Raw genomic sequence first — 24,386 nt, 5'->3', positions numbered from 1 at the left:
TTCGGATCAGTCTACCGAAGGCGACCCGACTCCGAACCTTTCGGAACAGCTAGTTCCAGACGTCGAGGTGGAAAAGTCGGCGATGCTCTTCGATGGCGTAGCGGTCGGTCATGCCGGCGATGTAGTCGCACACCACCCGGGCGCGGCCGGTCTCGTCGCGGCTTTGCGACCGGGCGAACCACTCCGTCGGCAGGACGTCGGGTTCGGCCATGAACAACTGGAACATCTCGGCCAGAATACGGCGGGCCTGGCTGCGCGTGCGATTGACCTTCCAGTGGCGGTACATCCGGCTCATCAGGAATTCGCGCAGGCGCCCCAGATCCTCCAGCATGTCGCGGGAAAAGGCCACCAGGGCATGGTCGAGATTGCGCACCTCCTCGGCGGAGGAGACCTTGGACGCCGCGGCGCGACGATTGGTCTCGGCCAGCACGTCCTCGACCATGGCCCCGATCATCCGGCGCACCGCCTCAAGGCGGACGATGCCCGGATCGAGGTCGGGATAGTCCTTGTAGACCCCGGCCAGGGTCGGCCCGATCAGCGGCACGTCCAGCAGTTCCTTGAGCTCGAAGAGGCCCGCCTGCACCCCGTCGTCGACGTCGTGATTGTTATAGGCGATGTCGTCGGCCAGCGCGGCGACCTGGGCCTCCGCCGAGGCCCAGGTCCCGAGACCCAGGTCGTATTCGGCGTCGAACTCGGTGATCGCCTTCCAGGACGGCCGGTCCAGCTTCTCGGTCACCGGTCCGTTGTGCTTGATCACGCCTTCCAGGGTTTCCCAGGTGAGGTTGAGGCCGTCCCAGCGCGGGTAGCGGCGCTCCAGCTTGGTGACGACCCGGAATGTCTGCACGTTGTGGTCGAAGCCGCCGAACCGCTCCATCTGCACCTGCAGCTCATCTTCCCCCGCGTGGCCGAAGGGCGGATGGCCGAGGTCGTGGGCGAGCGCGATGGTTTCGGCGAGGTCGGGCTCAAGCCCCAGGGCCGTGGCCAGTGAGCGGGCCACCTGGGCCACCTCGAGGGAATGTGTCAGGCGGGTGCGGAAGTGGTCGCCCTCGTGGGCCACGAAGACCTGGGTCTTCTCCTTTAGCCGGCGGAAGGCGGTGGCGTGGATGATGCGGTCGCGATCGCGGGCGAACGGCGTGCGGGTGCGGCTCTCGGGCTCGGCGATCTTGCGCCCCAGCGACAGGGCGGCGTCTTCGGCGTAGGGAGCGCGGGCGACCATGTTGTCTCTGCGTGAAGCCGGCCCCTTGGTGGAAGCCCTTGGCGAACTCATATAGGCAGGGCAAAGGTTTGCCAAAGTCATGACCACAACCGACCTGACCCTGTCCCCCGCCGCCGCCAAGCGGCTGCACGATCTCGGCGCGGCCGAGGGCCGGCCCGTGATGCTGCGCGTCGCTGTCGAGGGAGGCGGCTGTTCAGGCTTCCAGTACCAGTTCGACCTGGTGGATGAAGCCCAGCCCGACGACCTGCGGATCGAACGCGACGGCGCCGCGGCCCTGGTGGACGAGATGTCCCTGGTGCTGCTGAAGGGCTCGGAGATCGACTATGTCGACGAGTTGGCCGGCGCCGAGTTCAAGGTCCGCAACCCCAACGCCAAGTCCAGCTGCGGCTGCGGCGTCAGCTTCTCCATCTAGGGTTTTGACGGCGCAGGCGCTGGCGCCTGGGTGAAGTTGAAGCCCTTGGGCCGTTCGAAAAGCGACATGTCGGCCGGCAGGCCGATCTCATAGGTCAGGTAGCGGATCACCGATTTCGGCTGGTCATTCACGTAAAGTCCGACGGAATAGACCTTTCGTGTCGCGCCGCGGGCGGCGGGCGGACGCACCAGGAACTCGATCCGCTGCGCGCCGATGGTCATCTGGTGCCGGACCAGCTTCGCGCCGCCGACGACCACCTTGGCCTGCGGCGTCGGCGCGTAGGCATCGATGAAATCGAGCTCGCAGCCCAGTTCCAGTTCCCGGAACAGGGTCGGCAGATCCGGGCCCTGGAAGAGCGGCGCGCGGACTTCGAACACCGGACCCGGGTCCTGCACGTGCTGCCCGGTCTTCGAGAACCGGTTGACGATCCAGATGTCCGGCTCGCGGATCACGGTCACGCGGTGCATGCTGTTGGCGGGATCGGGGCCCTCGTCGATCCGCGCGAACAACCCGCCCAACCGGTGGACCATGCGCGGCCTAGCCAAGGGCGAGGCGGGGTCGAGACCCGGCGTCGCGTTGACCGAGCCCACGCGCACCATGTTCTGCGGCGCGCACACCGCGGCGAGGGCCGGCGAGCCTAACGAGACCGCCAGGACGACGACAAACCACCGTAACATTTCAGATGCCCCCCGCTCAGGCGTCCGCGAGGGCTTGAGCGCCTCCCGCAGGACTTCTAGCGTCCCGGTCCGCAAGGGAGCCGTCAATGCGAATCGCCACCTGGAACGTCAATTCGGTGAATGCGCGGCTGGAAACCGTGCTGCGCTGGTTCGAGGAGGCCTCGCCGGACGTCGCCTGCCTGCAGGAGATCAAGTGCGTCGACGAGAAGTTCCCGGCCGAGGCCTTTGAGAGGCTGGGCTACAACGTCGCCGTCCACGGCCAGAAATCCTACAACGGCGTGGCCATGCTCTCGAAGACCCCGCTGGAGGACGTCCGCAAGGGCCTGCCGGGGGAGGACGAGGACGAGCAGGCCCGCTATCTGGAGGCGGTGGTCTCCGGGCCCACACCGGTGCGCGTGGCTTCCATCTACCTGCCCAACGGCAACCCCATCGAGAGCGACAAGTTCGGCTACAAGCTGCGCTGGATGGCCCGGCTGAACGCCCACGCCCAAGAGTTGCTGGCCTACGAGGAGCCGCTGGCCCTGGTGGGCGACTACAACGTCATCCCCGAACCGCGCGACGCGGCGTTCCCCAACAACTGGCTGGGCGACGCCCTCTTCCAGCCGGAGAGCCGCGCGGCGTTCCGGGGCCTGAAGAACCTGGGTCTCACCGAGGCTTTCCTGATGATCGACGGCTCCCCGGAGGCCTACACCTTCTGGGACTACCAGGCCGGCGCCTGGCAGCGGAACAACGGCATCCGCATCGACCACGCCCTGCTCTCCCCCCAGGCCGCCGACCTGCTGCGCGGCTGCGTGATCCACCGCGACGTGCGCGGCTGGGACAAGCCCTCGGACCACGTGCCGGTGGTGGTCGAGCTGGATCTGTAGACGCCCGTGGGCGCGATCGAACTGATGGGCGTCGCGGCGAGCCTCAGCCTTCTGGCCGGCTGGCGGCTCTATGCCTGCGTCGTCGCTGTCGGGATCGCCATGCGGGTCGGCCTGCTGGACCTGCCCGACAAGATCGCGGCCCTGGACGTCCTGGCCAACCCTTGGGTGATCGGCGTCGCCGCCCTCGGCGCGATCGCCGAGCTGTTCGCCGACAAGGTCATGTGGCTCGACACCCTCTGGGACGGGGTCCACACGCTGATCCGGCCGCTGGGCGGCGCGCTGCTGGCCCTGGCGGTGGTGGACGCCTCCGATCCCGCCTGGCAGGTGGCGGTCTTCCTGCTAGGGGGCGGAGCGGCCCTGCTCAGCCACGGCGCCAAGGCCGGCGCGCGGGCGGCGGTGAACGCCAGTCCCGAGCCGTTCAGCAACATCGCGGTCAGCACCGCCGAGGACGTGGCGAGCCTCGGCGGCCTGTGGTTGGTCCTGACCCATCCCACCGCGGCCGTCGGCGTGGCCGCGGTGCTAGCGGTCGTCGCGGTCGTGCTGCTGATCGTCGGCTGGCGGATGCTGGCCGCCCTGCGGCGCTGGATCGCGCCTAACGGCTAAGGCTTGAGCCCGGCTAGCAAACCCCGCTAGCGTGCCGGCATGGATGAACTCCCCCGGCTTTTGCTGCTGCTGGCGCTCGTAGGCGTGGCCGTGACGCTGCTGGGATCGGCGGTCATCTGGTACATGGACGAGGGCCGCCGCGTGCGGCGCGCCCTGCGCAACGTGCTCAAGAGCCCGCCCGAGGCGGTGGTCGTCGCCCGCGGGCGCGGCAAGGGCGCGGGGTTCAGCTTCACCTCGGGCCTGGCGGCCGTGGCCTGGGACAGCGGCGCCTGGTGCCTGGTCTACCGGATCTACGAGCTGGTAGGGGTTGAGATCATTGTCGACGGCGAGGTGGTGGCCCGCGCCTTCCGCGGCGAGCCGCGCAAGGCTCTGGATCATCTGGCCTCGGAAGCCTCGCGGGTCACCCTGCGGCTGATCTTCGACGACCCGAACCACGCCGATTTCGAGCTCGACCTCTGGATGGCCGGCGACGAGCTCAGACGCAAACCCTCGACCCCAGCCGAGGCGATCCAGGAGGCCAACCGCTGGCTCGCCCGCGCTGAGGCGATCCTACGCCGACCCAATGCGCCCCGCGCGCCGGAGCCTGTCGTGGCTGTCGCCGCGCCCCCGCCGCCGCCCGCCGTGCCGCCCTGGGCGCCGGAACCGGACGACTTCGACGACGACGAACCGCCCTTCGACGAGGACGACGAGCCCGATCCCGAGCGTCGTTGACGGCTCGCCACCCCTAGCGCAGGCTCCGCCACACCTGGGGAGGCCTCGCCCATGACCAGTCTGCTCGCCGCCGCGGCGTTCTTCGTCCTGCTGCACCTGCTTGTGTCCGGCACTCGCGTACGCGACGCGATCACCGGCGCCATCGGGCAAGGCCCCTATACGGGCCTCTTCGCCCTAGCCTCGATCGCCGGCCTGACTTGGCTGGGCTTCGCCTTCGCCGCGGCGCGCGCCGACCCCGGCAACGCCGCCTACTGGCAGGTCACGCCGGTCACCCGCCACATCCAGCTCGGCCTGCAGCTCCTGGCCATGCTGCTCATCGTCCCGGGCCTGACCACCCCCAACCCCACCGGCGTACGCCAGGAGGGGGCGCTGGAGCGGCCCGACGTCGTGAAGGGCATGCTGCGCATCACCCGCCATCCGTTCCTGTGGGGCGTGGCGATCTGGGCGCTGGGCCATCTGCTGGTCAATGGCGACCGGGCGAGCCTGGTGCTGTTCGGGTCGATGCTGGTCCTGGCGCTGTTCGGGACCTCCAGTATCGACGCCAAGCGCAAGCGGGCCCTGGGCGCCACCTGGGACGGGTTCGCGGCCCAGACCTCCAACGTCCCGTTCGCCGCGATCCTGGCGGGCAAGCAGTCCCTGAAGCTCGGCGAGATCGGCTGGTGGCGCATCCTGCTGGCGGTCGCCATCTGGGCCGCCCTGGTCTGGGGCCACCCCTATATGTTCGGCGTGGCGGCGCTTCCCTAGCCTAGCATGAAATCGACGCCGGCCTCGACGTGGACCAGGGTCGAGTCGATCACCGGCAGCGCGATATCCGCCTGCGACAACAGCAGCCCGACCTCGGTGCAGCCGAAGATGACGCTGTCGGCGCCCTGCGCCTTGGCGATCATCGCCAGGGCTTCGCGCTTGGACCCTGGATCCACCACGCCCTGGCAAAGCTCGTCATAGATGATGGTGTGCAGGCGGTCGCGGTCGGCCTGGTCCGGGACCAGGGCCCCCACGCCGTGGCCGTGCAGGCGGTCCTTGTAGAAGTCCTGCTCCATGGTGAAGCGGGTGGCCAGCAGCAGCGGCCGCGAACAGCCCCTGGCTCGCACCGCCAGGGCCGTGGCGTCGCCGATATGGATCAGCGGTATCCCCACCCGCGCCTCGATGGCTGGCGCCACCTTGTGCATGGTGTTGGTGCACAGCAGGATCGCCTCGGCCCCGGCGCCTTCCAGGCGCGCGGCGGCCTCGGCCAGCGCCGCGCCCGCCCCGTCCCAGTCGCCCTCGGCCTGCATCGCGGCGATGGGCGCGAAGTCCACCGACCAGAGCACGAGCTGCGCCGAATGCAGGCCGCCCAGCCGCTCGCGCACCCCCCCGTTCAGCGCCTGGTAGTAGGTCGTGGTCGACTCCGCGCTCATCCCGCCCAGAAGGCCGAGCGTGCGCATGGTCAGAGGTCCGCGTAGACGTGGGTCTCGGCCGCCGCCCCCGGATGGGTGAGCGCACCCAGGTGGGCGGGCCCCACGATCTGGGCGTACTTCCAGAGCGCGCCGGACTGGTAGTTGGTCACGCGCGGCTTCCAATCCTTGCGGCGAAGCTCCAGCTCGGCGACGTCGACTTCCAGTTCGATGGTTCCGGCGTCGGCGTCGATGGCGATGATGTCGCCGTCCTTCACCAGGCCGATCGGGCCGCCCATCTGGGCTTCGGGACCCACATGGCCGACGCAGAGGCCACGCGTGCCGCCGGAGAAGCGGCCGTCGGTGACCAGGGCCACCTTGTCGCCGCGGCCCTGGCCGGAGATCGCCGCCGTGGTCGACAGCATCTCGCGCATGCCCGGTCCGCCGCGGGCTCCCTCATAGCGAATGACCAGGACGTCGCCGTCCTGGTAGTCGCCGGCCTCGACCGCGTCGAAACAGGCCTGTTCCCCGTCGAACACCCGGGCCGGGCCGCGATGGCTGCGGTGGCTGGTCATGCCGGCCACCTTGACGATGGCGCCGTCGGGGGCGAGCGAGCCCCACAGTCCGACCACGCCGCCCGTCGGCGACAGTGGTTCGGAGGCCTTGCGGATGACCACCTGGTCGTCGCGCCACTTCACGTCCTTGAGGTTCTCGGCGAGGGTCTTGCCGGTCACCGTCATGCAGTCGCCGTGGATGTGGCCGTTCTCCAGCAAGGTCTTCAGCAGCATGGGCATACCGCCCGCCTCGCCCATGTCCTTGGCCACGAAGCGGCCGCCGGGCTTGAGGTCGGCGATGTAGGGGGTGCGCTGGGCGATCTCGGCGAAGTCGCGCAGGGTGAACTCGATCCCGCACTCATGGGCCATGGCCGGCAGGTGCAGGCCGCCATTGGTCGAGCCGCCGGTGGCCGCCACCACGACGGCGGCGTTCTCGAACGACTTGCGGGTGACGATGTCGCGGGGACGAAGCTGGGTCTCGATCAGCCGCATGACCGCCTCGCCCGAGGCCACGGCGTATTCGTCGCGGTTCAGGTAAGGCGCCGGCAGCGAGGCCGACAGCGGCAGGGCCAGGCCGATAGCCTCCGACACGCAGGCCATGGTGTTGGCGGTGAACTGGCCGCCGCAGGCCCCGTCGGACGGACAGGCGTGCTGTTCCAGCGAGCACAGGTCGTCCAGGCTCATCTTGCCGGCCGAGTGCATGCCGACGCCCTCGAAGACGTCGACCACGGTGACGTCCCGGCCCTGCCAGGAGCCCGGCAGGATCGAGCCGCCATAGAGGAACACGCTGGGCACGTTGAGCCGCAGCATGGCCATCATCATGCCCGGCAGGCTCTTGTCGCAGCCGGCCAGGCCCACCAGGGCGTCATAGCCGTGGCCGCGCATGGTCAGCTCGACGGAGTCGGCGATCAAGTCTCGGCTGACCAGGGACGAGCGCATGCCCTCATGGCCCATGGCGATGCCGTCGGTGACGGTGATGGTGCAGAACTCGCGCGGCGTGCCGCCGGCGTTCTTGACGCCGACGCTGACCGCATGGGCCTGGCGCATCAGGGCGGTGTTGCAGGGGGCGGCTTCGTTCCAGCAGGAGGCTACGCCCACGAACGGCTGGGCGATCTCACGGCTGCCCAGGCCCATGGCGTAATAATAGGACCGGTGCGGCGCCCGCGCGGGCCCCTCGGTCACGTGACGGCTGGGCAGGTTTGACTTGTCCCAAGTCCCGTCCGGCTTCCTGGTCATGACGACGCCTCCAACGAAGAGGCGTCTTCCCTAACGGCGGAGGCTGGCGGCGCCAAGGGTTGGGGCAAGACTTCCTCAAATGACGACCATATGAGCGGCCCTACCGCACGTCGCGGTGGCGAGACGGGGCGCCACGACAATATCCTTTCGTGCGCGCCTAGGACGCCCCGAGCGTCCGAAGCGCCGCGACCAGGCGGTCGATGTCGGTGTCCCTGGTGAAAATCGCCGGCGTGACCCGCACGCAGGCGCCGCTGGCCAGGCCCGTGCGCGCGACGGTGAAGATGCCGAACCGGTCCAGCAGCGTCCGCGCGAGCTGTGCATTTTCCGCGGGGCTCGATCGGCCGCGCAGTCGAACCGCGCCAATCGCGCTCGCCAGCCGCGGATCAGGCGGCGTCAGGATTTCGATACCGCCAGCCTCGCGCAGGGGATCGGTCCAGCGGGCGCGCAGTTGGGCGAGCCGAGCAGCCTTGGCGCCTACGCCGACCTGCTCATGGAAGTCGAGCGCATCGGCGACCGCCAGGAAGGCGGCGAAGTTCGCCGTGCCGGAGTGGATCCGGTCGCGCACGTCCCCCTCGGGATAGTCGGCGCTACCCATATAGGGGTCGATGTCCACGGCCCGGCCTTGGCGGATGTAGAGCACCCCCACGCCCACCGGCGCGCCGATCCATTTGTGGGCGTTCAGGCCGACGAAGTCGGCGCCGAGGTCCGGAAGTTTGAAATCAAGCTGTCCCCAGGCGTGGGCGCTGTCGACGATGGCGTCGACGCCGCGCGCCCGCGCCATGGCGACGATCTCGGCGACCGGCGCCACCAGACCCGTCCGGTGGCTGACCTGGGTCAGCAGGATGAGGCGGATACGCGGATTGTCGGCCAGCGCCTTGGCGTAGGCGTCGATCAGGCCCTGATGAGTGGCCGGCTCCGGCAGGCCGATGGCGATCGGCTGGACGCCCCGGCGCGCTTTCAGCCACCGCATGGCCGATTGCATGCTGTCATAGTCGAGGTCGGCATAAAGCACGGCGTCTCCCGGCCGCAGCCGGTTGTAGCCGCCGATCAGCGCTTGCAAGGCCTCGGTCGCGCCGCGAGTGAAGGCGATCTCGGCCTTGTCGACGCCCAGTGAGGCCGCGACCCGGTCGCGGACCCGCTCCAGATTCGGGCCGTACAGCCGGCGCGAATAGTACGAGGTGCGCCGATTGACCATCTCCTGGTGACGGCCATAGGCCTCCAGGACCGGTCGGGCCATCATGCCCCAGTTGCCGTTCTCCAGCTGGACGACCTCGCGGGTGACGTCGAACTGGGCGGCGACCTTGGCCCAGGGATCTCCATCGGCCGCGGCGGCCGCGACCGGCCCCAAGGCCAGCCCGGCGCCCATCAGCCCCCTTCGCGTGAAGCCGGTCACGCCGCCCTCCCTAGAAGCTCGCGTCCACCCGCAGATAGTACTGCCCGCCATTGGTGTCGTAGGGAGCGTTGCGGGAATAGACCAGGCCGCGGCTCGCCTGGAACACCGCCTCGTCGGGATAGGCGTCGAACACGTTCTCCGCGCCCATGCGGATCGAGATGTTCTCATTGGCGCGATAGGTCACCGCCAGGTCGACCAGGGTGACGCCGCCGAACGCCTGGAAGATGTCGCCGGTGGCGTTGCCGGTGGAGTCCGTCCACTTGCCGTAGTAGCGAACGCGGCCCAGCAGTTCGACCGGGCCGATAGCGTAGGTCGCCGAGCCGGTGAGGTTCTGCTTCGGGCGGGCCTCCTCGAACAGTCGCTTCTGGGTGGCGCTGGCGGCGATTGAGCCTGAGGTCACCGTCGTTTCGTTGAAATTGTAGGCCGCGGTCAGGTCGAGCCGGCCCGCGCCCACCTCCCGTCGATAGGAGCCGACCACATCGATCCCGCGCGTGCGGGTGTCGAAATCGTTGGTGAACCAACTCACCGAAGTGAAGGCCGAGGCGCCCGAGACGCCCAGGGCCACGAGCTGGGCTCGAATGGCCGGCGTCACGGTGATCGAGGGCGAGGTGCTGAAGCGCTTGGTGACGTCGATCTGGTAGGCGTCGATCGAGCCGGAGAAGCCGAAATCCGTGCGCCAGACCAGGCCGCCGGTGAGGGTTTCGGACTCCTCGGGCTGCAGAGGCTTGGCGCCCAGGAAGGCGGCCACGGGGTTCAGCGGCGACAGGCGTCCGGCGGTGAACAGCTGGAGCGTGACGGTGTCCAGTCCCTGCGAGGTGCTGGTAGAATTGAGCTGGCCCGGCGTCGGCGCCCGGAAGCCGGTCGAATAGGAGGCGCGGACAGCCAGGTCGGGCGTGAATGCGAAGCGTGTCGCGAGCTTGCCGTCCAGAGTGTCGCCGAACTCGGAGAAGTCCTCATAGCGCAGGGCGCCGCCCAGCGACCATTGCTCCGTGAGCTGGCTTTCGATGTCGACATAGCCAGCATAGCTCTCCTGCTCCCACTCGCCGGCCTGCTGGGGATTGTACCCGGGGAAGCCATTCGAATTTGGGGCCAGGCCCGCCGCGGCGCCGGGCCCGACCGCATAGGACGCCGGATCGCCCGTCTCGATCTTGAAGGTTTCCAAGCGGCGTTCCGCGCCGAAGGCGACATTGACCGGCTCGGGGAGCCCGGCGATCTCCAGCCGATAGACGGCGTCGGCGTTCAGGTTGAACTCTCGCTGGATCAGGCGGCCGAGGTCGAAGGCGGTCGGGCTGTTGGGACCCAGCGAGGCGTTGATCGAATTCTCAAGGAAGAAGCCGCTCTGATTGCGGCCGTAGGAGGCGCTGAGGTCCCAGGTGAACCGCTCGCCGGCGCTCTGCCGAAGGCCGCCCACGGCCTGGTAGTCCTTGGCCTCGATGCCCTCGTGCGGCGTGAAGCCGCCCGGATAGATCGTCTTCAGGTCGAATCCGGGAAAAATCGGCGTCGTCTTGAAGATCGCCGGGTTGGTCGCCGGATTGCGCCAGTTGATGTCGTTGACCCCGTCCGTCTCGGCGTAGGTCGCGAAGCCATAGACCTCGCCCATGGCGCCTACCGGCAGTGCCGCGTCGAGGGCCAAGTGATAGGTTTCCAGGTCGGGGTTACCCCAGCGCTGGACCGGGTTGTCGATCTTGACGGTCGGGTTGGCGGCCTGGAAGGCGATGGCGTCGGGACGCTGGCGGGTGCGCGAGGTGGCGTCGGCCTTTGACCACTCGGCGGTGGCCGAGACATGCCCGCCCTCGCCGATCGCAAAGCCCGCGCGGGCGCCCAGTCGATAGCTCCGGCCGTCGCCTTCGTAATACTGCCCGCCCTGGCCGAAGGCGGAGAAGCCCGGCTGGTCGTTGAGGATGATGTTTATGACCCCGGCGATGGCGTCGGAGCCGTACTGCGCCGAGGCGCCGTCGCGCAGGACCTCGATGCGCCGGATCGCGAGGGTCGGGATCTGCGCCAGATCCGGCGCCTGCGATCCCCGCGACCCCAGGAACGCCGAGCGGTGAAAGCGCTTGCCGTTCAGCAGGACCAGGGTTTCGTCGGGCGAGAGGTTGCGCAGCGTCGCCGGGCGAACGAACTGCAGGCCGTCGGAGGTCGGCAGCTTCTGGACGTTGAACGACGGGACGAGCTGGGCGAGGCTGTCGCCCAGTTGGCTGGACACCGAGGCCCTGATCGCCTCCTCCGACAGCACATCGACGGGGGCCAGGGTCGTGAACTGGGTCCGCGTCGTGTCGCGGGTGCCGGTCACGATCACCTCGTCAACGACGCCGTCCTCAGCCGCGGCCGAGCCGGCCACAGCCATACCCAGGATCGAAACGGCCGCCGTCGCCCAAAGCCGACGCTTGAAACCCGCAAACCACATGACGCCCTCGAACCCTGATTTTCTCGAAGGCGTGGCTCTGGACTAGGCAGGTGACGGTGTTGCAAAGCTCCGATGAAGTTTCAGCGCGGGTGTCGCCCTACAGCGCCGCCTCGATCGCCCCGGTGAGTTCGTTGTCCAGGGGTTCGGTTCGCGGGCCGAAGCGGGATTGAGCTTCGTTGGGTTGAGTAGGTGAAGCCTTAGTGCGCCGCCTTGCTCCCGCGCCGGGACAATGCGCGAACGACCAAGCCGACGCCGCCACCCACGCCGCCGATCACAAAACCTGGAATGGCGATCAACATGAAGGGAAGCACCGGCCCTGAGTACGGAATGACCTTTGGCGGATGCCTGATCTCATGGATGAAGACGTAGACACCAAGGCCCAACCCTATCGCCGGGCCGGCGGCTAGCGCCGCGAGCAACCCTCTAGAGCCCCACCGAAACGTCGCGATTGATCCGATAAACATCGGCGCGATCACCAAGATCCAAAACATCGATCCCAAGTCCACGGCCACGTCGACGCCTTAGAGCGCCGCCTCGATCGCCCCGGTGAGTTCGTTGTCCAGGGGTTCGGTTCGCGGGCCGAAGGCGCGGATCAGCTTGCCGTCCTTGCCGACCAGCAGCTTGTGGAAGTTCCAGACCGGTTCGGCGGGTTCGCCGAGGGTGTCCTTGGCCCACTTGTAGAACGGATGGGCCTCGTCGCCCTTCACGTCGGTCTTGCTGGTCATCGGGAAGTCGACCGAGAAGTTGGTCATGCAGAAGTCGGCGATCTCGGCGTCCGTGCCCGGTTCCTGACCGGCGAACTGGTTGCTGGGCACGCCCAGCACCACCAGCCCCTTGTCCTTGTATTCGGAATAGAGCTTTTCCAGGCCCTCGTATTGCGGGGTCAGGCCGCATTTGGAGGCGGTGTTCACCACCAGGACCACCTTGTCCTTGAAGCTGGTCAGGGGCAGCGGCGCGCCATCGATGGAATTGAACGAGAAATCGTAGGCGTCTTGGGCCATGGCGAGGCTCCTCCCGAGGTTTTCGCCAGCCTAGCGCCCTTACCTTGCGTCCTCCAACGCCTGTTCGACGGCGAGCGCCAGATCGAGCGCCCTGGCCGCCTCCTCCGCCGTCACGATGGGGCGAGGCGCCTGGCCCCGCACGGCGGCCAGGAAGCCCTCGACGCTGGTGGCCAGGGTGTCCTTCACCGCCGGGGTGTCGGCATAGTCGGGATTTAGCGGATAGCCCGTCGTGTTGCGGAAGGCCCGGGTGACGAAGTCGATCTCCACCTCGCCCGACGGATAGACCAGCTTCATGGTCCGCTTGCGCGCCAGCTCCATGCGCGAGGAGTCGAAGAGCGCCGTGAAGCCGTCGTCGAAACTGACCTCGGCGCGGGCCCGGTCCCAGCCGCCGGAGAAGTCGACCTTGCCAGCGCCCTCCACCGCCATGGGCTGGGCGGCCGACAGCGACAGGGCCAGGTCCAGGTCGTGGATCATCAGGTCCAGCACCACCGAGACGTCCAGGCTGCGCTCCGAGGGCATGCCGTGGCGCACGGACTCGAGCCTCAAGGGTTGCTCGGGGATGTCGAACAGGCCCATGGCCTGGAACACCACCCGCTCCTGGTGGCCGCAGGCGATGACCAGTTTCCGCTTGGCCGCCTCGGCGATGATCTTGTCAGCGTCGGCCAGGCTGACCGCCAGGGGCTTTTCCACATAGATCGGCTTGCCGGCGGCGAGCGCCGCCAGCGCGCCCTCGGCGTGGACGCTGGCCGGCGAGGCTATGGTGACCACATCCACCGCCTCCAGGAACTCGTCCAGCTTGTAGAAGGCCCGCCCGCCCAGGGGCACGGCGATGGCCGCGGCCCGGTCCGGATGGTGGGTGTCCAGCACCGCCGACAGCACCGCCCCCGGCGCCCCGGCATACTTGCGTGCATGGTGGCCGCCGAACACGCCGGCGCCGATGACGCCGCCTCGCAGGGGTTCAGCCATGGACTCAGCTCCGAAAATCGCTCGCTGCGCGCCTAACACGCCGTTGTGGGTCGACGCCACACGGCGCTTTGTCTTAAACATCCGTTTGAACGCCGCTTACGGTGTAAGGAGACGCCCCCCATGACGACCTCGCGCGAGATCCGCCTGAAGAGCCGCCCCGTCGGCCTACCGACCGCCGACAACTTTGAACTGACCACGATCACCCTGCCCGATCCGGGCCCCGGCGAGGTCCAGGTGCGCAACACCTGGATGACGGTGGATCCCTACATGCGTGGGCGCATGAACGACGCCAAGAGCTACACCCCGCCCTTCGCCCTGGGCGAGGCCATGCAGGGCGGCGCCACCGGCGAGGTGATCGCCTCCAACGATCCGGCCTTCAAGCCGGGCGACCTCGTGCAGAGCTTCTTCGGCTGGCGCGAGGCCTTCAACGCCCCGGCCGCCGCGGTCCAGAAGCTCGACACCTTCGGCCTGCCGGTCCAGGCCTTCCTGGGCGTCGCCGGCATGCCCGGCATGACCGCCTATGCCGGCCTGCTGCGGGTCGCGGCCCTGAAGGAGGGCGATGTGGTGTTCGTCTCGGCCGCCGCCGGCGCCGTCGGCTCGGTGGTCTGCCAGATCGCCAAGCTCAAGGGCCACAAGGTGATCGGCTCGGCCGGCGGGCCTGCGAAGACCGCCTTCCTGCGCGACGAGCTGGGGGTCGACGTTGCCATCGACTACAAGGCCGAGCCCATCGTGGCGGCCCTGGAGCGCGCCGCGCCGGAGGGCATCGACGTCTATTTCGAGAATGTCGGCGGCGACCATCTGGTGGCGGCGCTCAACTCCGCCAACCTCAAGGCCCGCTTCGCCATGTGCGGCATGATCTCGATGTACAACGAAGCCACGCCCCCGCCCGGCCCTTCCAACATCTTCCTGACCGTGGGCAAGCAGCTCCGCATGGAGGGCTTCATCGTCTCCAGCCACTACGACCTGCAGCCGGCCTTCCACAAGGAGCTCGCCGACTGGCACGCCGCGGGCAAGATCAAGTGGCGCGAGACCGTAATGGAGGGCATCGAGAAGGCCCCCGACGCCTTCCTGGCGCTCTTCTCCGGCGAGAACTTCGGCAAGATGCTGGTCAAGCTCTCCTAGTTTCCTTTGGCTACGGCCGCTTCCGGCGTTGGCCCGCCGGGAGCGAGCCGCTACAAGCCCGGGGTATCCTCCCCGGAGCTTCTCAAGTGTCCCGTCTCTTCAGCGCCTATGTGATCGTCGACTGGAGCGCGGCGGCCAAGCCGTCCACGGGGGCGGATTCCGTCTGGATCGGGGTGATGAAGCGCGATGTGCGCTTCCGCCTGGCCTATGAGAGCCACAACCCGGCCACCCGCGCCGAGGCCGAGAAGAAGCTGGCCGAGATCCTCGACGACCTGAGGAAGCGCGGCGAGCGCGCCCTGGTGGGCTTCGACTTCCCGCTGGGCTTCCCGCGCGGCCTGGCCGCCGGCCTGAAGCTGCCGGGCGAGCTTCCCTGGCGCGCGGTCTGGGACCAGCTCGACAAGATGGTCAAGGACAAGGCCGACAACACCAACAACCGCTTCGGCGTGGGCTCGGAAATCAACCGGCGCCTGACCGGCGGGCCTTTCCCGTTCTGGGGCTGCCCGCCCAAGGACGCGCTCACCACCCTGCAGCCCAAGCGCACCAAGGCCCATGGCCCAGATGATCTGCCGGAGTTCCGCCGGGCCGACCTTGCCGCCAAGGGCGCCTCGTCGATCTGGAAGCTCTATTACAACGGCTCAGTGGGCGGTCAGGCGATCCTGGGCATCCCGGCGGTCCGCCGCCTGAAGCTCGCCCGCGGCGACGCGCTGCGCGCCTGGCCCTTCGAGACCGGCTTCAAGCCCCTCACCGAGGCCGACCTGGCCGGGGTCGAGGTGGTGGTCGCCGAGGTCTATCCGTCGCTTTATAAGGCCCAGCCGGCGCCCGGCGAGGTCAAGGACCAGGCCCAGGTGCGGGTGACCGCCGAGCATTTCGCCAAGCTGGACGAGGCGGGCAAGTTGGCGGCGGCCTTCGGGCCGGGCAAGACCGCCGCGGCCGACGTGGTGCTGGATGCGGAGCAGGAAGAAGGCTGGATCCTGGGCGTGGAAGCCTAGGCGATCTCGGCGGCTTTCGCCGCCTGCGCCCGACGCTCCTCGTAGGGCCCGCTGCGCAAGGACTGCAGCCACATGGGCGTCCAGACCGCGAAGGCGCCGGCCGCATCGGCGGCCAGATCGCTTAGGCTGACACCGCGGCCCACGACCATCTGCGCGATCTCGATCGAGCCGCCCAGCAGGGCGGCCGAGAGCGCGATCTCCAGCCGGCGGTTCTTGCGGAAGGCGGCCATCATCAGGGCGGTCAGGCCATAGAAGGCGATGAAGTGCGCCGCCTTGTCGGCGGGCACGAAGGCCTTCTCCACGCCCTGGAACGGGCCGATCATACCGACGGCGCAGATCAGGCCGGCGGCGATCAGGAGGAACCGGGCGGCGTTCTGCGTGGACGGGACCATGGCCCAGTCCTGACAGACCGCGGTGAATCCTTCGTCAAATGCTCGAGAAATCGCCTAGAGCGGCCGGCGGCTGAGCTGCCAGAACCGGGCGCCGAGCAGGCCCGCCGACAGGAACGAGGCGCCGACCACGCCCCAGACGATGCCGTTCAAGCCCAGATTCATCGGGATGGCCAGCCACCAGGCCAGCGGCATCATGACGAACACATAGCTGGTCAGGTGGGTGAAAGTCGGCAGCCAGACGTCGCCGCGCGCCCGCAGGGCCTGGGCGATCACCACCTGCAGGGCGTCGACGAGGAAGAACAGGCACGACAGCACCAGGGCCGCGGAGGCCATGGCGATCACCCGGGGGTCGGAGGTGTAGGCTTGGCTGATGAGCCCGGCGGCAGGCCAGATCACCAGGGAGATAACCGCTCCGAACGCCGCTGTCATGGCGAAGCCGATCAGGCCCCCGCGCACCACGCCGCCCTTGTCGCGAGCCCCATAGGCCCGGCCGACCATCACGGCGGTGCCGGTGGAGAGGCCCAGCGGCACCATGAAGACCAGGGCCGCCACGTTCAGCACCACCGCCCAGGCGGCCACGGTCAGCCCGCCCATCCAGCCGGCAAAGATGTTCATCGAGGCGAAGGCCGCCACCTCGAAGAAGTTCGAGGCGCCCGCGCCATAGCCGATGCGGCGCTGCTCGTGCTCGGCGGCCCGGTCGCGCTCCGGCTTGTCGAACACCCCCAGCGTCCGGCTCTCCTTCATCATCAAGATGAAGACCAGCATGGCGACGGCCAGGAAGGTCCGCGCCCCTGTGGTCGCCCAGGCGCCGCCGACCGCCCCCAGGGCCGGGAGGCCGAAGTTCCCCGGCACCAGGATCAGCAGCAGGCCGAGGTTCACCGCATTGGCGATCCACATCATCACCGCCCCCGGTCCGGGCCGGCCCAAACCCTCCAGCCAAAAGCTGGCGGCAACGCTGAAGGCGTAGCCCGGCAGGGACAGGGCGAAAATCAGCATGGCGCGGCTGGCCCCGTCGGCCAGGTCCGTTTCCAGCCCGATCACGTGCAGGAAGCCCGGTCCCGCCAGCAGGGTCACGGCCATGGAGACCACGCCGATCCAGAAGCTGTAGGCCAGGCCGCGGCGTAGCACCGCCCCGGTCCGTTCGCGCCGGCCCTCCCCGATCGCCCGGGCGGTCATCACCTGGACGCCGGTCAGCAGGCCCACGGCCATGGTCACCACCACGCTGGTGGGGGCCCAGGCCAGGGCGTGGTAGCCGAGTTCCGTTGCCGAGAAGCGTCCGACCACGATGGCGTCCGACAGGCCCATGACCATGATGCCCAGGCGCGACAGCACGACCGGCCAGGAGAGCTTCCACAGCTCGGCCGTTTCCTTGCGGACGACGTTTTGTTCGCGCCCTTCAGGAAGGGGCGCGTGGGCCGGATCGGCCATTTCAGCACCGGTTTTCAAAGAAGCCCGGAAGGTGGCGGTTCATCGCGGCGGCGGCAAGCGAAGCTTCTTCGCCGGCGCCCGTTTTCAGGGCGCCGGTGGCCGCGGAGGCACAGGGGCCCTGCGACGGTTCAGACCGCCGCGCGCAGGGCCGCCTCGATCCGCTCTTCCTTCAGCTTCTCGGCCACCAGGAAGGCGAGCTCCAGGGCTTGTTCGCCATTGAGCCGCGGGTCGCAGTGGGTGTGGTAGCGGTCGGCCAGGTCGCCCTCGGTCAGGGCCCGCGCACCGCCCAGGCACTCGGTGACGTTCTGGCCGGTCATCTCCAGGTGCACGCCGCCGGGGTGGACGCCCTCGGCCTTGGCGATCTCCACAAAGCTCTTCACCTCCGACAGGATGCGGTCGAAGGGGCGGGTCTTGTAGCCGTTGGTGGCGGTCAGCGTATTGCCGTGCATCGGGTCGATGGCCCAGACCACCGTACGGCCGGAACGCTTGGTGGCGTCCAGCAGGCGCGGCAGGCGCGCGGCGATCTTGTCGGCGCCGAAGCGGCCGTAGAGCGTCAGCCGGCCGGGCTCGTCCCGCGGGTTCAGGGTCTCCATCAGGCGCAGCAGATCGTCCGGCTCCATGGTCGGGCCGCACTTGACGCCGATCGGGTTGCGGATGCCGCGGAAGTACTCGACATGGGCGCCGTCCAGGTCGCGGGTGCGCTCGCCGATCCAGACCAGGTGGGCGGAGGTGTCGTACCACTCGCCCGAGGTGGAATCGACGCGGGTCATGGCCTCCTCGAAGCCCAGCAACAGGGCCTCGTGGCTGGTGAAGAACTCCACCCGGTGCAGGTCGGGCTGGCTCTCGGGGGTGACCCCGATGGCGGCCATGAAGGTCAGGGCCTCGCTGATCTTCTCCGAGAGTTCGCGGTACTTGGCGCCCTGCGGACTGTCGGCCACGAAGCCCAGGGTCCAGCGATGGATGTTGTAGAGGTCGGCATAGCCGCCGCCGGCGAAGGCCCGCAGCAGGTTGAGCGTCGAGGCCGACTGGCCGTAGGCCTGCAGCAGGCGCTGGGGATCGGGCACGCGGCTGGCGGCGTCGAAGTCCATGCCGTTGATGATGTCGCCGCGATAGGAGGGCAGCTCGACCCCCTCGATGGTCTCGGTGGCCGCCGAGCGTGGCTTGGCGAACTGGCCGGCCATGCGGCCCACCTTCACAACGGGTTTGCCCCCCGCGAAGGTCAGCACCACCGCCATCTGCAAGATCAGCCGGAAGGTGTCGCGGATGTTGTCGGCGTGGAATTCCTTGAAGCTCTCGGCGCAGTCGCCACCCTGCAGCAGGAAGGCCTTGCCCGCCGCCACATCGCCCAGCAGGCTCTTCAGCCGCCGCGCCTCGCCGGCGAACACCAGCGGCGGCATGCCGCGCAAGGTCTGCTCCACACCGGCCAGCGCCGCCTGATCCGGATAGTCGGTGGGCAGGTGTTTCGCGGGTTTTTTTCTCCACGAAGCGGGCGTCCAGTGTTCGGTCATGTCTCAACTCCACGCCTGCACGCGGATTTGCGGGCAAACGAAACCGCGCCTTCTACTCCGATAAGGGCCGCGCCGTCGATGGGGCTTCCGCCGCCCGCTGTCGCGCCGCGAGCAGGCAGGCCGCCGCCGCCAGGGCTCCGATGGCCAGGAACCATTCCTGCCAGACCCCGAAGGAAAAGGCCGAATAGGTGAGATAGGCCGCCGCCGTGGCCGCCCCCACCGCCCGGGCCGGATCGCGCGTGGGCTGGCTGAGTCCGGCCAGGATGGTGGCCCAGAACACCGCCGCGGCCGTGGCGCCGATCAGGCCGAGCTCCAGCCAGAGCTGCAGGGCCGTGTCGTGCGGATGCAGCTTGATGCCCGGCGAGAACATCCGGCTGGCGTCCAGCCCCCAGCCGCGCATCGGGTGGTCGCCGATCCAGGCCACCGCGCGCCGCCAATAGCCCATCCGCATCTCCCAGGAGAGCGGCATCCTGGCCTCGACCATCGCATAGACGCCGAGCTTCTGGGCGGCCCAGACGATGGCCGGGGCGCCCAGGAAGAAGGTCGCCGCCATGCCGGCCATCACCCGGGGTGCCACGACCGGCCAGCGATAGACGGCGAGGCCCGAGGCCAGGGCCGCGACCAGGGCGACCAGCGGCGCGTCGGTGGCGAACAGCAGGCCCACCCCGACGCTGCCCGCCGCCATGGGCAGGATCAGCCAGCGGCTCTCCCCCGTGCGGATGGCGCCCAGCGCCGCGGCGGGAGTCAGCAGGGCCAGGACGAACCCGGCCTGGGCGACGTTCTTGACGGCGAGGTCCGGCCGGATCGGATCACCCATCGCATCGCGTAGCGCGCGGTAGACCCAGGCGCCGGTGGCGGTCTCGATGCTGATCAGCAGGCCCAGCGCCGCCAGGCTCCAGGCCAGGATGCGCAGGGCGGCGGCCCGGGTTCCCGGCGTGGCGTCGCGGGCGGCGCAGAGCACGGCCCAGTAGAGCGCCGCCTGGGCGATCAGCTTGAAGGCGGTGGCCCCCTCGAGGTCGCTGGGCGTGTAGGGGCTCCAGGCCATGGAGCCCAGCGACCAGGCCAGGATCACCACCACCGAGATGGCCGCCGGCCGGTCGGCGTCGATGATCCGCAGCCCCCTCAAGGTCAGCAGGCCGGCCAGGGCGAGGATCGGGGCGAAGGCCAGCGGCCCGCCCCAGGCGGCGAAGGGGACCAGGACGAACAGCCCGGCCAGGACCCAGCCCGACCAGGCCGAGACCCGCGCCTGAGGGTTCGCCGCCCCGTCGGTCATGCGGCCGCGCCGAGCTCCTGGGGCATATACTTCTCGCGCAGGGTGACCAGTTCCTCCGCCAGCGTCGGGTGGACCGCGCAGGTTGAATCCCACTGGGCCTTGGTCACGCCCATCTTCAGCGCGATGGCGGCCATCTGGATGATCTCCGGCGCGTCGGGTCCGACCACGTGGCAGCCCACGATCCGCTGGGTGGCGGTCTCGACCACCAGCTTGATCAGGCAGCGCTCGTCGCCGCCATAGAAGGTCGTCTTCATCGGCCGGAAGCGCGACAGGTAGACGTCGAGCTTGCCGTGCTGGTGGCGGGCGTCGGCCTCCGACAGGCCCACCGAGCCCACCGGCGGCTGCGAAAACACCGCCGAGGCCACCATGTCGTGGTCGAAGCTGGTGGGGTTGTCGTAGAACTCGGTCTGGGCGAAGGCCGCGCCCTCGCGGATCGCCACCGGCGTCAGGTTGATCCGGTCGGTCACGTCGCCGACCGCCCAGATGTTGTCGACATTGGTCTTGGAGAACTTGTCGACGGCCACCGCGCCGACCTCGTTCAGCTTGACGCCCGCCCTCTCCAGGCCAAGCCCGTCAGTGTAGGGCTTGCGCCCCGTGGCGAACATGATGAGGTCGCTCTCTACGGCCGAGCCGGAGCTCATGTGGCTGACATAGCCGCTGGCGGTCTTCTCGATGCGCTCGTGCTGGCAGCCGAGAACCACCTTGATGCCGCGCTTCTTCATCTCCTCGGTGACGTGGGCGCGGATGTTGTCGTCGAAGCCGCGCAGGATGTTGGCCCCGCGATAGACCAGGGTGGTGTCCACCCCCAGGCCATTGAAGATCCCGGCGAACTCCACGGCGATATAGCCGCCGCCGGCGATCATGATCCGCTTGGGCAATTCCGGCAGGTGGAAGGCTTCTTCCGAGGTGATGATGTGCTCGGCGCCCTCGAAGTCGGCGGGCTTCCAGGGCCGCCCGCCGGTGGCGATCAGGATTTTCTCGGCCGAATAGACCCCCTTGCCTTCCAGTTCGACGGTGTGGGCGTCCTTCAGGCGCGCCTTGGCGTGGACCACCTCGGCGCCGGCGTTGTTCAGATTGGTGACATAGATCCCCGACAGGCGGGCGATCTCGCGGTCCTTGGCCTCGAGGAATTTCCTCCAGTCGAACGTCGCCTGGCTGGCCGACCAGCCGTAGCCCTCGGCGATCTCGGCGTTGTGGGCGAACTCCGAGGCGTAGACCATGAACTTCTTGGGCACGCAGCCGCGGATCACGCACGTGCCGCCGACCCGGTGCTCCTCGGCGATGGCGACCCTGGCGCCGCTCATGGCCGCCAGCCTGGCGGCGCGCACACCGCCCGAGCCCGCGCCGATCACGAAGAGGTCGTAGTCATATTTCGCCAAGGCTTACGCTCCTTAGGGTTCCAGGGTGACCACGCCGTCGGGCGTACCCACCAGGGCCAGGTCGGCCAGGTCGAGGAACAGGCCATGATCGACCACGCCGGTCACACTTTTCAGCGCGGCGGCCAGCAGGGCGGGCTCCTCGATCCGCCCGCACGCCGCGTCATAGATGAGGTTGCCGCCGTCGGTTTTCACCGGGACCCCTTCTTTCAATCGCAGGCGCGGCGCGACCCCAAGGTCGCTTTCGGCCAGGGCGTCGCAGATCCGCAGGGCCGTGGTCTCGTGGCCGAAGGCCACCACCTCGATCGGCAGGGGGAACTGGCCCAGCAGCTTCACCCGCTTGGCGGCGTCGGCGATGACCACGCAGCGCTTGGAAGCCTCCCAGACCAGCTTTTCGCGGAGCAGGGCCGCGCCTCCGCCCTTGATCAGCGACAGGGCCGGCCCGATCTCGTCGGCGCCGTCGACGGTGAGGTCTATGGACTTCACCTGGCCAAGCTCGGCCAGCTTGATCCCCAGGCTCGCCGCCAGTTCGGCGGTGGCCACCGACGTCGGCACGCCCACGATGTCCAGACCTCGCGCCGCCACGGCCTTGACGAACCAGGCCGCAGTCGAGCCGGTGCCCAGCCCGACCACCATGCCGGATTCCACCAGGGCCGCGGCGGCCTCGCCGCTAGCCCGCTTCTGCTCGTCGATCGTCGCGCTCATGACGCTGACATAGGCGAAGCTTTCCGCGCCCGCGACGCTATTTTTTGGCCTTCTTGGCGAGCTTGGCCGCCCGGAAGCGCGCCGCCCAGCCTTCCTTCTCCACCGGGGGCCCGCGCTCCAGGGCGAGCGCGTCGGGCGCGACGTCGCGCGTGATCACCGAACCCGAGCCAGTATAGGCCCCGGCCCCGATCGTCACCGGCGCCACCAGCGCCGAGTTGGAGCCGATGAAGGCCCCCTCCCCCACGTGGGTCTCGTACTTATCGAAGCCGTCATAGTTACAGAAAATCGTGCCGGCTCCGATATTGGCCTTGGCCCCCACCGATCCGTCGCCCAGATAGGCCAGGTGGTTGGCCTTGGCGCCCGCGCCGACCTTGACCTTCTTGACCTCGACGAAGTTGCCGATGTGGGCGTTCTCGCCGATCTCGGCGCCCGGCCGCAGGCGGGCATAGGGCCCGATCAAGGCCCCGGCCATCACCTTGGCGCCCTCCAGATGGCTGAAGGCGCGGATCACCGCGCCGGTCTCGACGCTGACGCCGGGGGCGAAGACCACGAACTGCTCGATCTGGGCGCCGGCCGCGATCTGGGTATCCCAGGAAAAGTGAACGCTCTCGGGGGCCAGCATCTGCACCCCCTCGGCCAGGAAATGCGCGCGGCGGCGCTGTTGGAAGACGGCCTCGGCCTGGGAGAGCTGCATGGCCGTGTCGGTCCCCATCACCGCGCTCTCCGGCGCGACGGCGGCCTTGACGAACGCCTCCTCGGCCACGGCGATCCCGACGATGTCGGTCAGGTAGAATTCCTGCTTGGCGTTGTTGTTGTCGACCTTGGCGAGCCAGTCGAACAGCCGCCGCCGGTCAGCGGCCATCATGCCGGCGTTGCAGACCTTCACCGCCAGTTCCTCGGGCGTGGCGTCCTTCGGCTCGGCGATGCGCAGCACGTGGCCGTCGGCGCCGCGGATCACCCGGCCGTAGAGCAGGGCGTCGGCGGGCTCGAAGGCCAGCATGGCCAACGCCACCCCGGCCTCGCGCATGGCGAACAGGGGCGCGAGATCCTGCGGCGCCAGCAGCGGGCAGTCGCCGTTCAGCACCAGCACGTCGCCCTCGAAGTCCATCAGGGCGTCCCGGGCGGCCAGGGCCGCGTGGGCCGTGCCGAGCGGCTGGTCCTGCACCGCCACGGCCTCCTTGCCGAGCCGCGCCTCCACCAACTGACGCACCGCTGGGCTATGATCGCCGACCACCACCACGATTTTCTCGCAGCCTGACGCCTCGACCGTGTCGATCACCCGGTCGAGGATGGCCCGCCCGCCGACCTTGTGCAGCACCTTGGGCAGGGGCGATTTCATGCGCGTGCCTTGGCCGGCGGCCATGATCACTGCGGCGCGTGCGGTCATCGAGCGGTCCTTCGAGTCGGGCGGAACGTTGCAATCTTGCGGCGTTTAGCTGAAACGGCGAGCGGTTTCGATGGAGCGCGCGCCTTGGCCGATCTCTCAGCGCTGAATGGCGCGACGCTTGTCCTCGACCTGGACGGCACCCTGGTAGACTCCGCCCCCGACCTGATCGGGACCCTGAACCTGCTACTGGCCCAGGAGGGGCTCGCCCCCCTGCCCCTCGAGGAGGGCCGCCCCCTCATTGGCCACGGCGCGCGCCGTCTGATCGAGCGGGGCTTCGCCGCCCAGGGCCATTCGCTCCCCGCCGCGCGCATGGACGACCTCTTCGCGCGCTTCATCGCCCACTATGGTGCGCACAGCGCCGACCTGACCCGGCCCTTTCCCGGCGCGGTCCAGGCTCTGACGCGGATGAAGACGGCCGGCGCCAGGCTGGCGGTCTGCACCAACAAGCTGACCGGCCTCTCGGTCGGAATCCTGGAAAAGCTCGATCTCGCCCAGCTGTTCGACGCCGTGGTCGGCGGCGACTCCGTGCCCGCCGCCAAGCCCGATCCCGGCCATCTGGCCGCGGCCATCGAGGCGGCCGGCGGGACGATCGGCCGCGCCGTGATGATCGGCGACGCCGCCACCGACGCCGGCGCCGCGCGCGCCGCGCGGGTGCCGCTCGTCCTGGTGAGCTTCGGCTACACCGAGGTTCCGGCGGCGGAACTGGCCCCTGACATCCTCATCGGCCACTTCGACGAACTGCCCACGGCGTGCGTTCGTCTTCTCACCGCTTGAACGGCGCGAGCCACCGG

24 protein-coding genes are annotated in these 24,386 nt (G+C 69.0%); 8 read left to right on the top strand and 16 right to left on the bottom strand.

Annotation, left to right across the window (positions count from 1 at the left end; genetic code table 11):
* Positions 1–49: 49 nt before the first annotated feature.
* Positions 50–1,216 (bottom strand): deoxyguanosinetriphosphate triphosphohydrolase, encoded by a 1,167-nt coding sequence (locus Q8Q88_RS01885; protein WP_305673504.1) that lies wholly within the window; start codon positions 1,214–1,216, stop codon positions 50–52.
* 79 nt (positions 1,217–1,295) lie between these two features.
* Between Q8Q88_RS01885 and erpA the strand changes: the two genes are divergently transcribed.
* The gene (erpA, locus tag Q8Q88_RS01880) at positions 1,296–1,628 is read left to right on the top strand and encodes an iron-sulfur cluster insertion protein ErpA (RefSeq protein WP_305673503.1); all 333 of its coding nucleotides are present in this window, start codon (positions 1,296–1,298) and stop codon (positions 1,626–1,628) included.
* On the opposite strand, the gene Q8Q88_RS01875 is transcribed toward erpA, so the two are convergent.
* Positions 1,625–2,305, bottom strand: coding sequence for a hypothetical protein (locus tag Q8Q88_RS01875; protein ID WP_305673502.1), 681 nt, complete (start codon positions 2,303–2,305; stop codon positions 1,625–1,627). The two genes, erpA and Q8Q88_RS01875, sit on opposite strands and share 4 nt — an antisense overlap.
* Positions 2,306–2,391: 86 nt before the next feature.
* On the opposite strand from Q8Q88_RS01875, the gene xth reads away from it, so the two are divergent.
* The 4 genes from xth to Q8Q88_RS01855 are packed head-to-tail and all read left to right on the top strand — an operon-like array spanning position 2,392 to position 5,229.
* Positions 2,392–3,171 (top strand): exodeoxyribonuclease III, encoded by a 780-nt coding sequence (gene xth / locus Q8Q88_RS01870; RefSeq protein WP_305673501.1) that lies wholly within the window; start codon positions 2,392–2,394, stop codon positions 3,169–3,171.
* 6 nt (positions 3,172–3,177) lie between these two features.
* Positions 3,178–3,774, top strand: coding sequence for a DUF4126 domain-containing protein (locus tag Q8Q88_RS01865; protein WP_305673500.1), 597 nt, complete (start codon positions 3,178–3,180; stop codon positions 3,772–3,774).
* Positions 3,775–3,813: 39 nt separating this feature from the next.
* Complete coding sequence (locus Q8Q88_RS01860) at positions 3,814–4,485, top strand: hypothetical protein (protein WP_305673499.1); 672 nt, start codon at positions 3,814–3,816, stop codon at positions 4,483–4,485.
* Positions 4,486–4,536: 51 nt separating this feature from the next.
* Entirely contained in the window at positions 4,537–5,229 is a 693-nt protein-coding gene (locus Q8Q88_RS01855) for an NnrU family protein (protein WP_305673498.1), read from the top strand.
* Here Q8Q88_RS01855 and Q8Q88_RS01850 read toward each other — a convergent pair.
* The 7 genes from Q8Q88_RS01850 to Q8Q88_RS01820 form a co-directional block, all read right to left on the bottom strand.
* Positions 5,226–5,909: an aspartate/glutamate racemase family protein gene (locus tag Q8Q88_RS01850; protein ID WP_305673497.1), complete on the bottom strand. Its 684-nt coding sequence runs from the start codon at positions 5,907–5,909 to the stop codon at positions 5,226–5,228. The genes Q8Q88_RS01855 and Q8Q88_RS01850 overlap by 4 nt on opposite strands.
* 2 nt (positions 5,910–5,911) lie before the next feature.
* Complete coding sequence (gene ilvD, locus Q8Q88_RS01845) at positions 5,912–7,648, bottom strand: dihydroxy-acid dehydratase (protein WP_305673496.1); 1,737 nt, start codon at positions 7,646–7,648, stop codon at positions 5,912–5,914.
* A gap of 157 nt (positions 7,649–7,805) precedes the next feature.
* Positions 7,806–9,041: an aminotransferase class V-fold PLP-dependent enzyme gene (locus Q8Q88_RS01840; RefSeq protein WP_305673495.1), complete on the bottom strand. Its 1,236-nt coding sequence runs from the start codon at positions 9,039–9,041 to the stop codon at positions 7,806–7,808.
* A 10-nt stretch (positions 9,042–9,051) separates the two neighbouring features.
* A complete protein-coding gene (locus tag Q8Q88_RS01835) occupies positions 9,052–11,448 on the bottom strand; it encodes a TonB-dependent siderophore receptor (RefSeq protein ID WP_305673494.1) in 2,397 nt (798 codons plus the stop codon).
* Between the two features lie 197 nt (positions 11,449–11,645).
* Positions 11,646–11,939, bottom strand: a complete 294-nt coding sequence (locus tag Q8Q88_RS01830; protein ID WP_305673493.1) for a hypothetical protein — start codon at positions 11,937–11,939, stop codon at positions 11,646–11,648.
* Positions 11,940–11,969: 30 nt separating this feature from the next.
* On the bottom strand, positions 11,970–12,449 hold the full coding sequence (locus Q8Q88_RS01825; RefSeq protein ID WP_305673492.1) for a glutathione peroxidase: 480 nt from the start codon (positions 12,447–12,449) through the stop codon (positions 11,970–11,972).
* A 39-nt stretch (positions 12,450–12,488) separates the two neighbouring features.
* Entirely contained in the window at positions 12,489–13,415 is a 927-nt protein-coding gene (locus Q8Q88_RS01820; protein ID WP_305673491.1) for a Gfo/Idh/MocA family protein, read from the bottom strand.
* Between the two features lie 120 nt (positions 13,416–13,535).
* On the opposite strand from Q8Q88_RS01820, the gene Q8Q88_RS01815 reads away from it, so the two are divergent.
* Complete coding sequence (locus Q8Q88_RS01815; RefSeq protein ID WP_305673490.1) at positions 13,536–14,537, top strand: NADP-dependent oxidoreductase; 1,002 nt, start codon at positions 13,536–13,538, stop codon at positions 14,535–14,537.
* An 86-nt stretch (positions 14,538–14,623) separates the two neighbouring features.
* Positions 14,624–15,526, top strand: coding sequence for a cobalamin biosynthesis protein CbiG (locus tag Q8Q88_RS01810; protein WP_305673489.1), 903 nt, complete (start codon positions 14,624–14,626; stop codon positions 15,524–15,526).
* On the opposite strand, the gene Q8Q88_RS01805 is transcribed toward Q8Q88_RS01810, so the two are convergent.
* The 7 genes from Q8Q88_RS01805 to glmU all read right to left on the bottom strand — a co-directional run bounded on the left by Q8Q88_RS01805 (position 15,523) and on the right by glmU (position 23,595).
* Positions 15,523–15,918 (bottom strand): VanZ family protein, encoded by a 396-nt coding sequence (locus Q8Q88_RS01805; RefSeq protein WP_305673488.1) that lies wholly within the window; start codon positions 15,916–15,918, stop codon positions 15,523–15,525. The two genes, Q8Q88_RS01810 and Q8Q88_RS01805, sit on opposite strands and share 4 nt — an antisense overlap.
* A 54-nt stretch (positions 15,919–15,972) precedes the next feature.
* Positions 15,973–17,346 (bottom strand): MATE family efflux transporter, encoded by a 1,374-nt coding sequence (locus tag Q8Q88_RS01800; RefSeq protein ID WP_305673487.1) that lies wholly within the window; start codon positions 17,344–17,346, stop codon positions 15,973–15,975.
* A 128-nt stretch (positions 17,347–17,474) separates the two neighbouring features.
* Positions 17,475–18,854: a class II 3-deoxy-7-phosphoheptulonate synthase gene (locus Q8Q88_RS01795; protein WP_305673486.1), complete on the bottom strand. Its 1,380-nt coding sequence runs from the start codon at positions 18,852–18,854 to the stop codon at positions 17,475–17,477.
* Between the two features lie 52 nt (positions 18,855–18,906).
* Positions 18,907–20,127, bottom strand: coding sequence for an O-antigen ligase (locus Q8Q88_RS01790; RefSeq protein WP_305673485.1), 1,221 nt, complete (start codon positions 20,125–20,127; stop codon positions 18,907–18,909).
* The gene (gor, locus tag Q8Q88_RS01785) at positions 20,124–21,506 is read right to left on the bottom strand and encodes a glutathione-disulfide reductase (protein WP_305673484.1); all 1,383 of its coding nucleotides are present in this window, start codon (positions 21,504–21,506) and stop codon (positions 20,124–20,126) included. The genes Q8Q88_RS01790 and gor overlap by 4 nt, the downstream gene beginning before the upstream one ends.
* A 12-nt stretch (positions 21,507–21,518) precedes the next feature.
* Positions 21,519–22,208, bottom strand: coding sequence for a ribose-5-phosphate isomerase RpiA (rpiA, locus tag Q8Q88_RS01780; RefSeq protein ID WP_305673483.1), 690 nt, complete (start codon positions 22,206–22,208; stop codon positions 21,519–21,521).
* Between the two features lie 37 nt (positions 22,209–22,245).
* Positions 22,246–23,595 carry a bifunctional UDP-N-acetylglucosamine diphosphorylase/glucosamine-1-phosphate N-acetyltransferase GlmU gene (glmU, locus tag Q8Q88_RS01775; RefSeq protein WP_305673482.1) on the bottom strand — a complete coding sequence of 450 codons (1,350 nt, stop codon included), beginning with the start codon at positions 23,593–23,595 and terminating at the stop codon, positions 22,246–22,248.
* 84 nt (positions 23,596–23,679) lie between these two features.
* On the opposite strand from glmU, the gene gph reads away from it, so the two are divergent.
* The gene (gene gph / locus Q8Q88_RS01770) at positions 23,680–24,369 is read left to right on the top strand and encodes a phosphoglycolate phosphatase (RefSeq protein ID WP_305673481.1); all 690 of its coding nucleotides are present in this window, start codon (positions 23,680–23,682) and stop codon (positions 24,367–24,369) included.
* The last annotated feature ends 17 nt before the right edge of the window (positions 24,370–24,386 follow it).

This window comes from Phenylobacterium sp. (assembly GCF_030697925.1).
GTDB lineage: Bacteria > Pseudomonadota > Alphaproteobacteria > Caulobacterales > Caulobacteraceae > Phenylobacterium.
Note: the sequence above shows the minus strand (reverse complement) of the source record. Positions and strands in the feature narration are given on the sequence as shown.

Coding starts and splice junctions, on each gene's coding strand:
- Q8Q88_RS01885 (WP_305673504.1), bottom strand. CDS start 1,216: ATGGTCGCCCGCGCTCCCTACGCCGAAGACGCCGCCCTGTCGCTGGGG.
- erpA (WP_305673503.1), top strand. CDS start 1,296: ATGACCACAACCGACCTGACCCTGTCCCCCGCCGCCGCCAAGCGGCTG.
- Q8Q88_RS01875 (WP_305673502.1), bottom strand. CDS start 2,305: ATGTTACGGTGGTTTGTCGTCGTCCTGGCGGTCTCGTTAGGCTCGCCG.
- xth (WP_305673501.1), top strand. CDS start 2,392: ATGCGAATCGCCACCTGGAACGTCAATTCGGTGAATGCGCGGCTGGAA.
- Q8Q88_RS01860 (WP_305673499.1), top strand. CDS start 3,814: ATGGATGAACTCCCCCGGCTTTTGCTGCTGCTGGCGCTCGTAGGCGTG.
- Q8Q88_RS01855 (WP_305673498.1), top strand. CDS start 4,537: ATGACCAGTCTGCTCGCCGCCGCGGCGTTCTTCGTCCTGCTGCACCTG.
- Q8Q88_RS01850 (WP_305673497.1), bottom strand. CDS start 5,909: ATGCGCACGCTCGGCCTTCTGGGCGGGATGAGCGCGGAGTCGACCACG.
- ilvD (WP_305673496.1), bottom strand. CDS start 7,648: ATGACCAGGAAGCCGGACGGGACTTGGGACAAGTCAAACCTGCCCAGC.
- Q8Q88_RS01835 (WP_305673494.1), bottom strand. CDS start 11,448: ATGTGGTTTGCGGGTTTCAAGCGTCGGCTTTGGGCGACGGCGGCCGTT.
- Q8Q88_RS01830 (WP_305673493.1), bottom strand. CDS start 11,939: ATGTTTTGGATCTTGGTGATCGCGCCGATGTTTATCGGATCAATCGCG.
- Q8Q88_RS01825 (WP_305673492.1), bottom strand. CDS start 12,449: ATGGCCCAAGACGCCTACGATTTCTCGTTCAATTCCATCGATGGCGCG.
- Q8Q88_RS01820 (WP_305673491.1), bottom strand. CDS start 13,415: ATGGCTGAACCCCTGCGAGGCGGCGTCATCGGCGCCGGCGTGTTCGGC.
- Q8Q88_RS01815 (WP_305673490.1), top strand. CDS start 13,536: ATGACGACCTCGCGCGAGATCCGCCTGAAGAGCCGCCCCGTCGGCCTA.
- Q8Q88_RS01805 (WP_305673488.1), bottom strand. CDS start 15,918: ATGGTCCCGTCCACGCAGAACGCCGCCCGGTTCCTCCTGATCGCCGCC.
- Q8Q88_RS01800 (WP_305673487.1), bottom strand. CDS start 17,346: ATGGCCGATCCGGCCCACGCGCCCCTTCCTGAAGGGCGCGAACAAAAC.
- Q8Q88_RS01795 (WP_305673486.1), bottom strand. CDS start 18,854: ATGACCGAACACTGGACGCCCGCTTCGTGGAGAAAAAAACCCGCGAAA.
- Q8Q88_RS01790 (WP_305673485.1), bottom strand. CDS start 20,127: ATGACCGACGGGGCGGCGAACCCTCAGGCGCGGGTCTCGGCCTGGTCG.
- rpiA (WP_305673483.1), bottom strand. CDS start 22,208: ATGAGCGCGACGATCGACGAGCAGAAGCGGGCTAGCGGCGAGGCCGCC.
- glmU (WP_305673482.1), bottom strand. CDS start 23,595: ATGACCGCACGCGCCGCAGTGATCATGGCCGCCGGCCAAGGCACGCGC.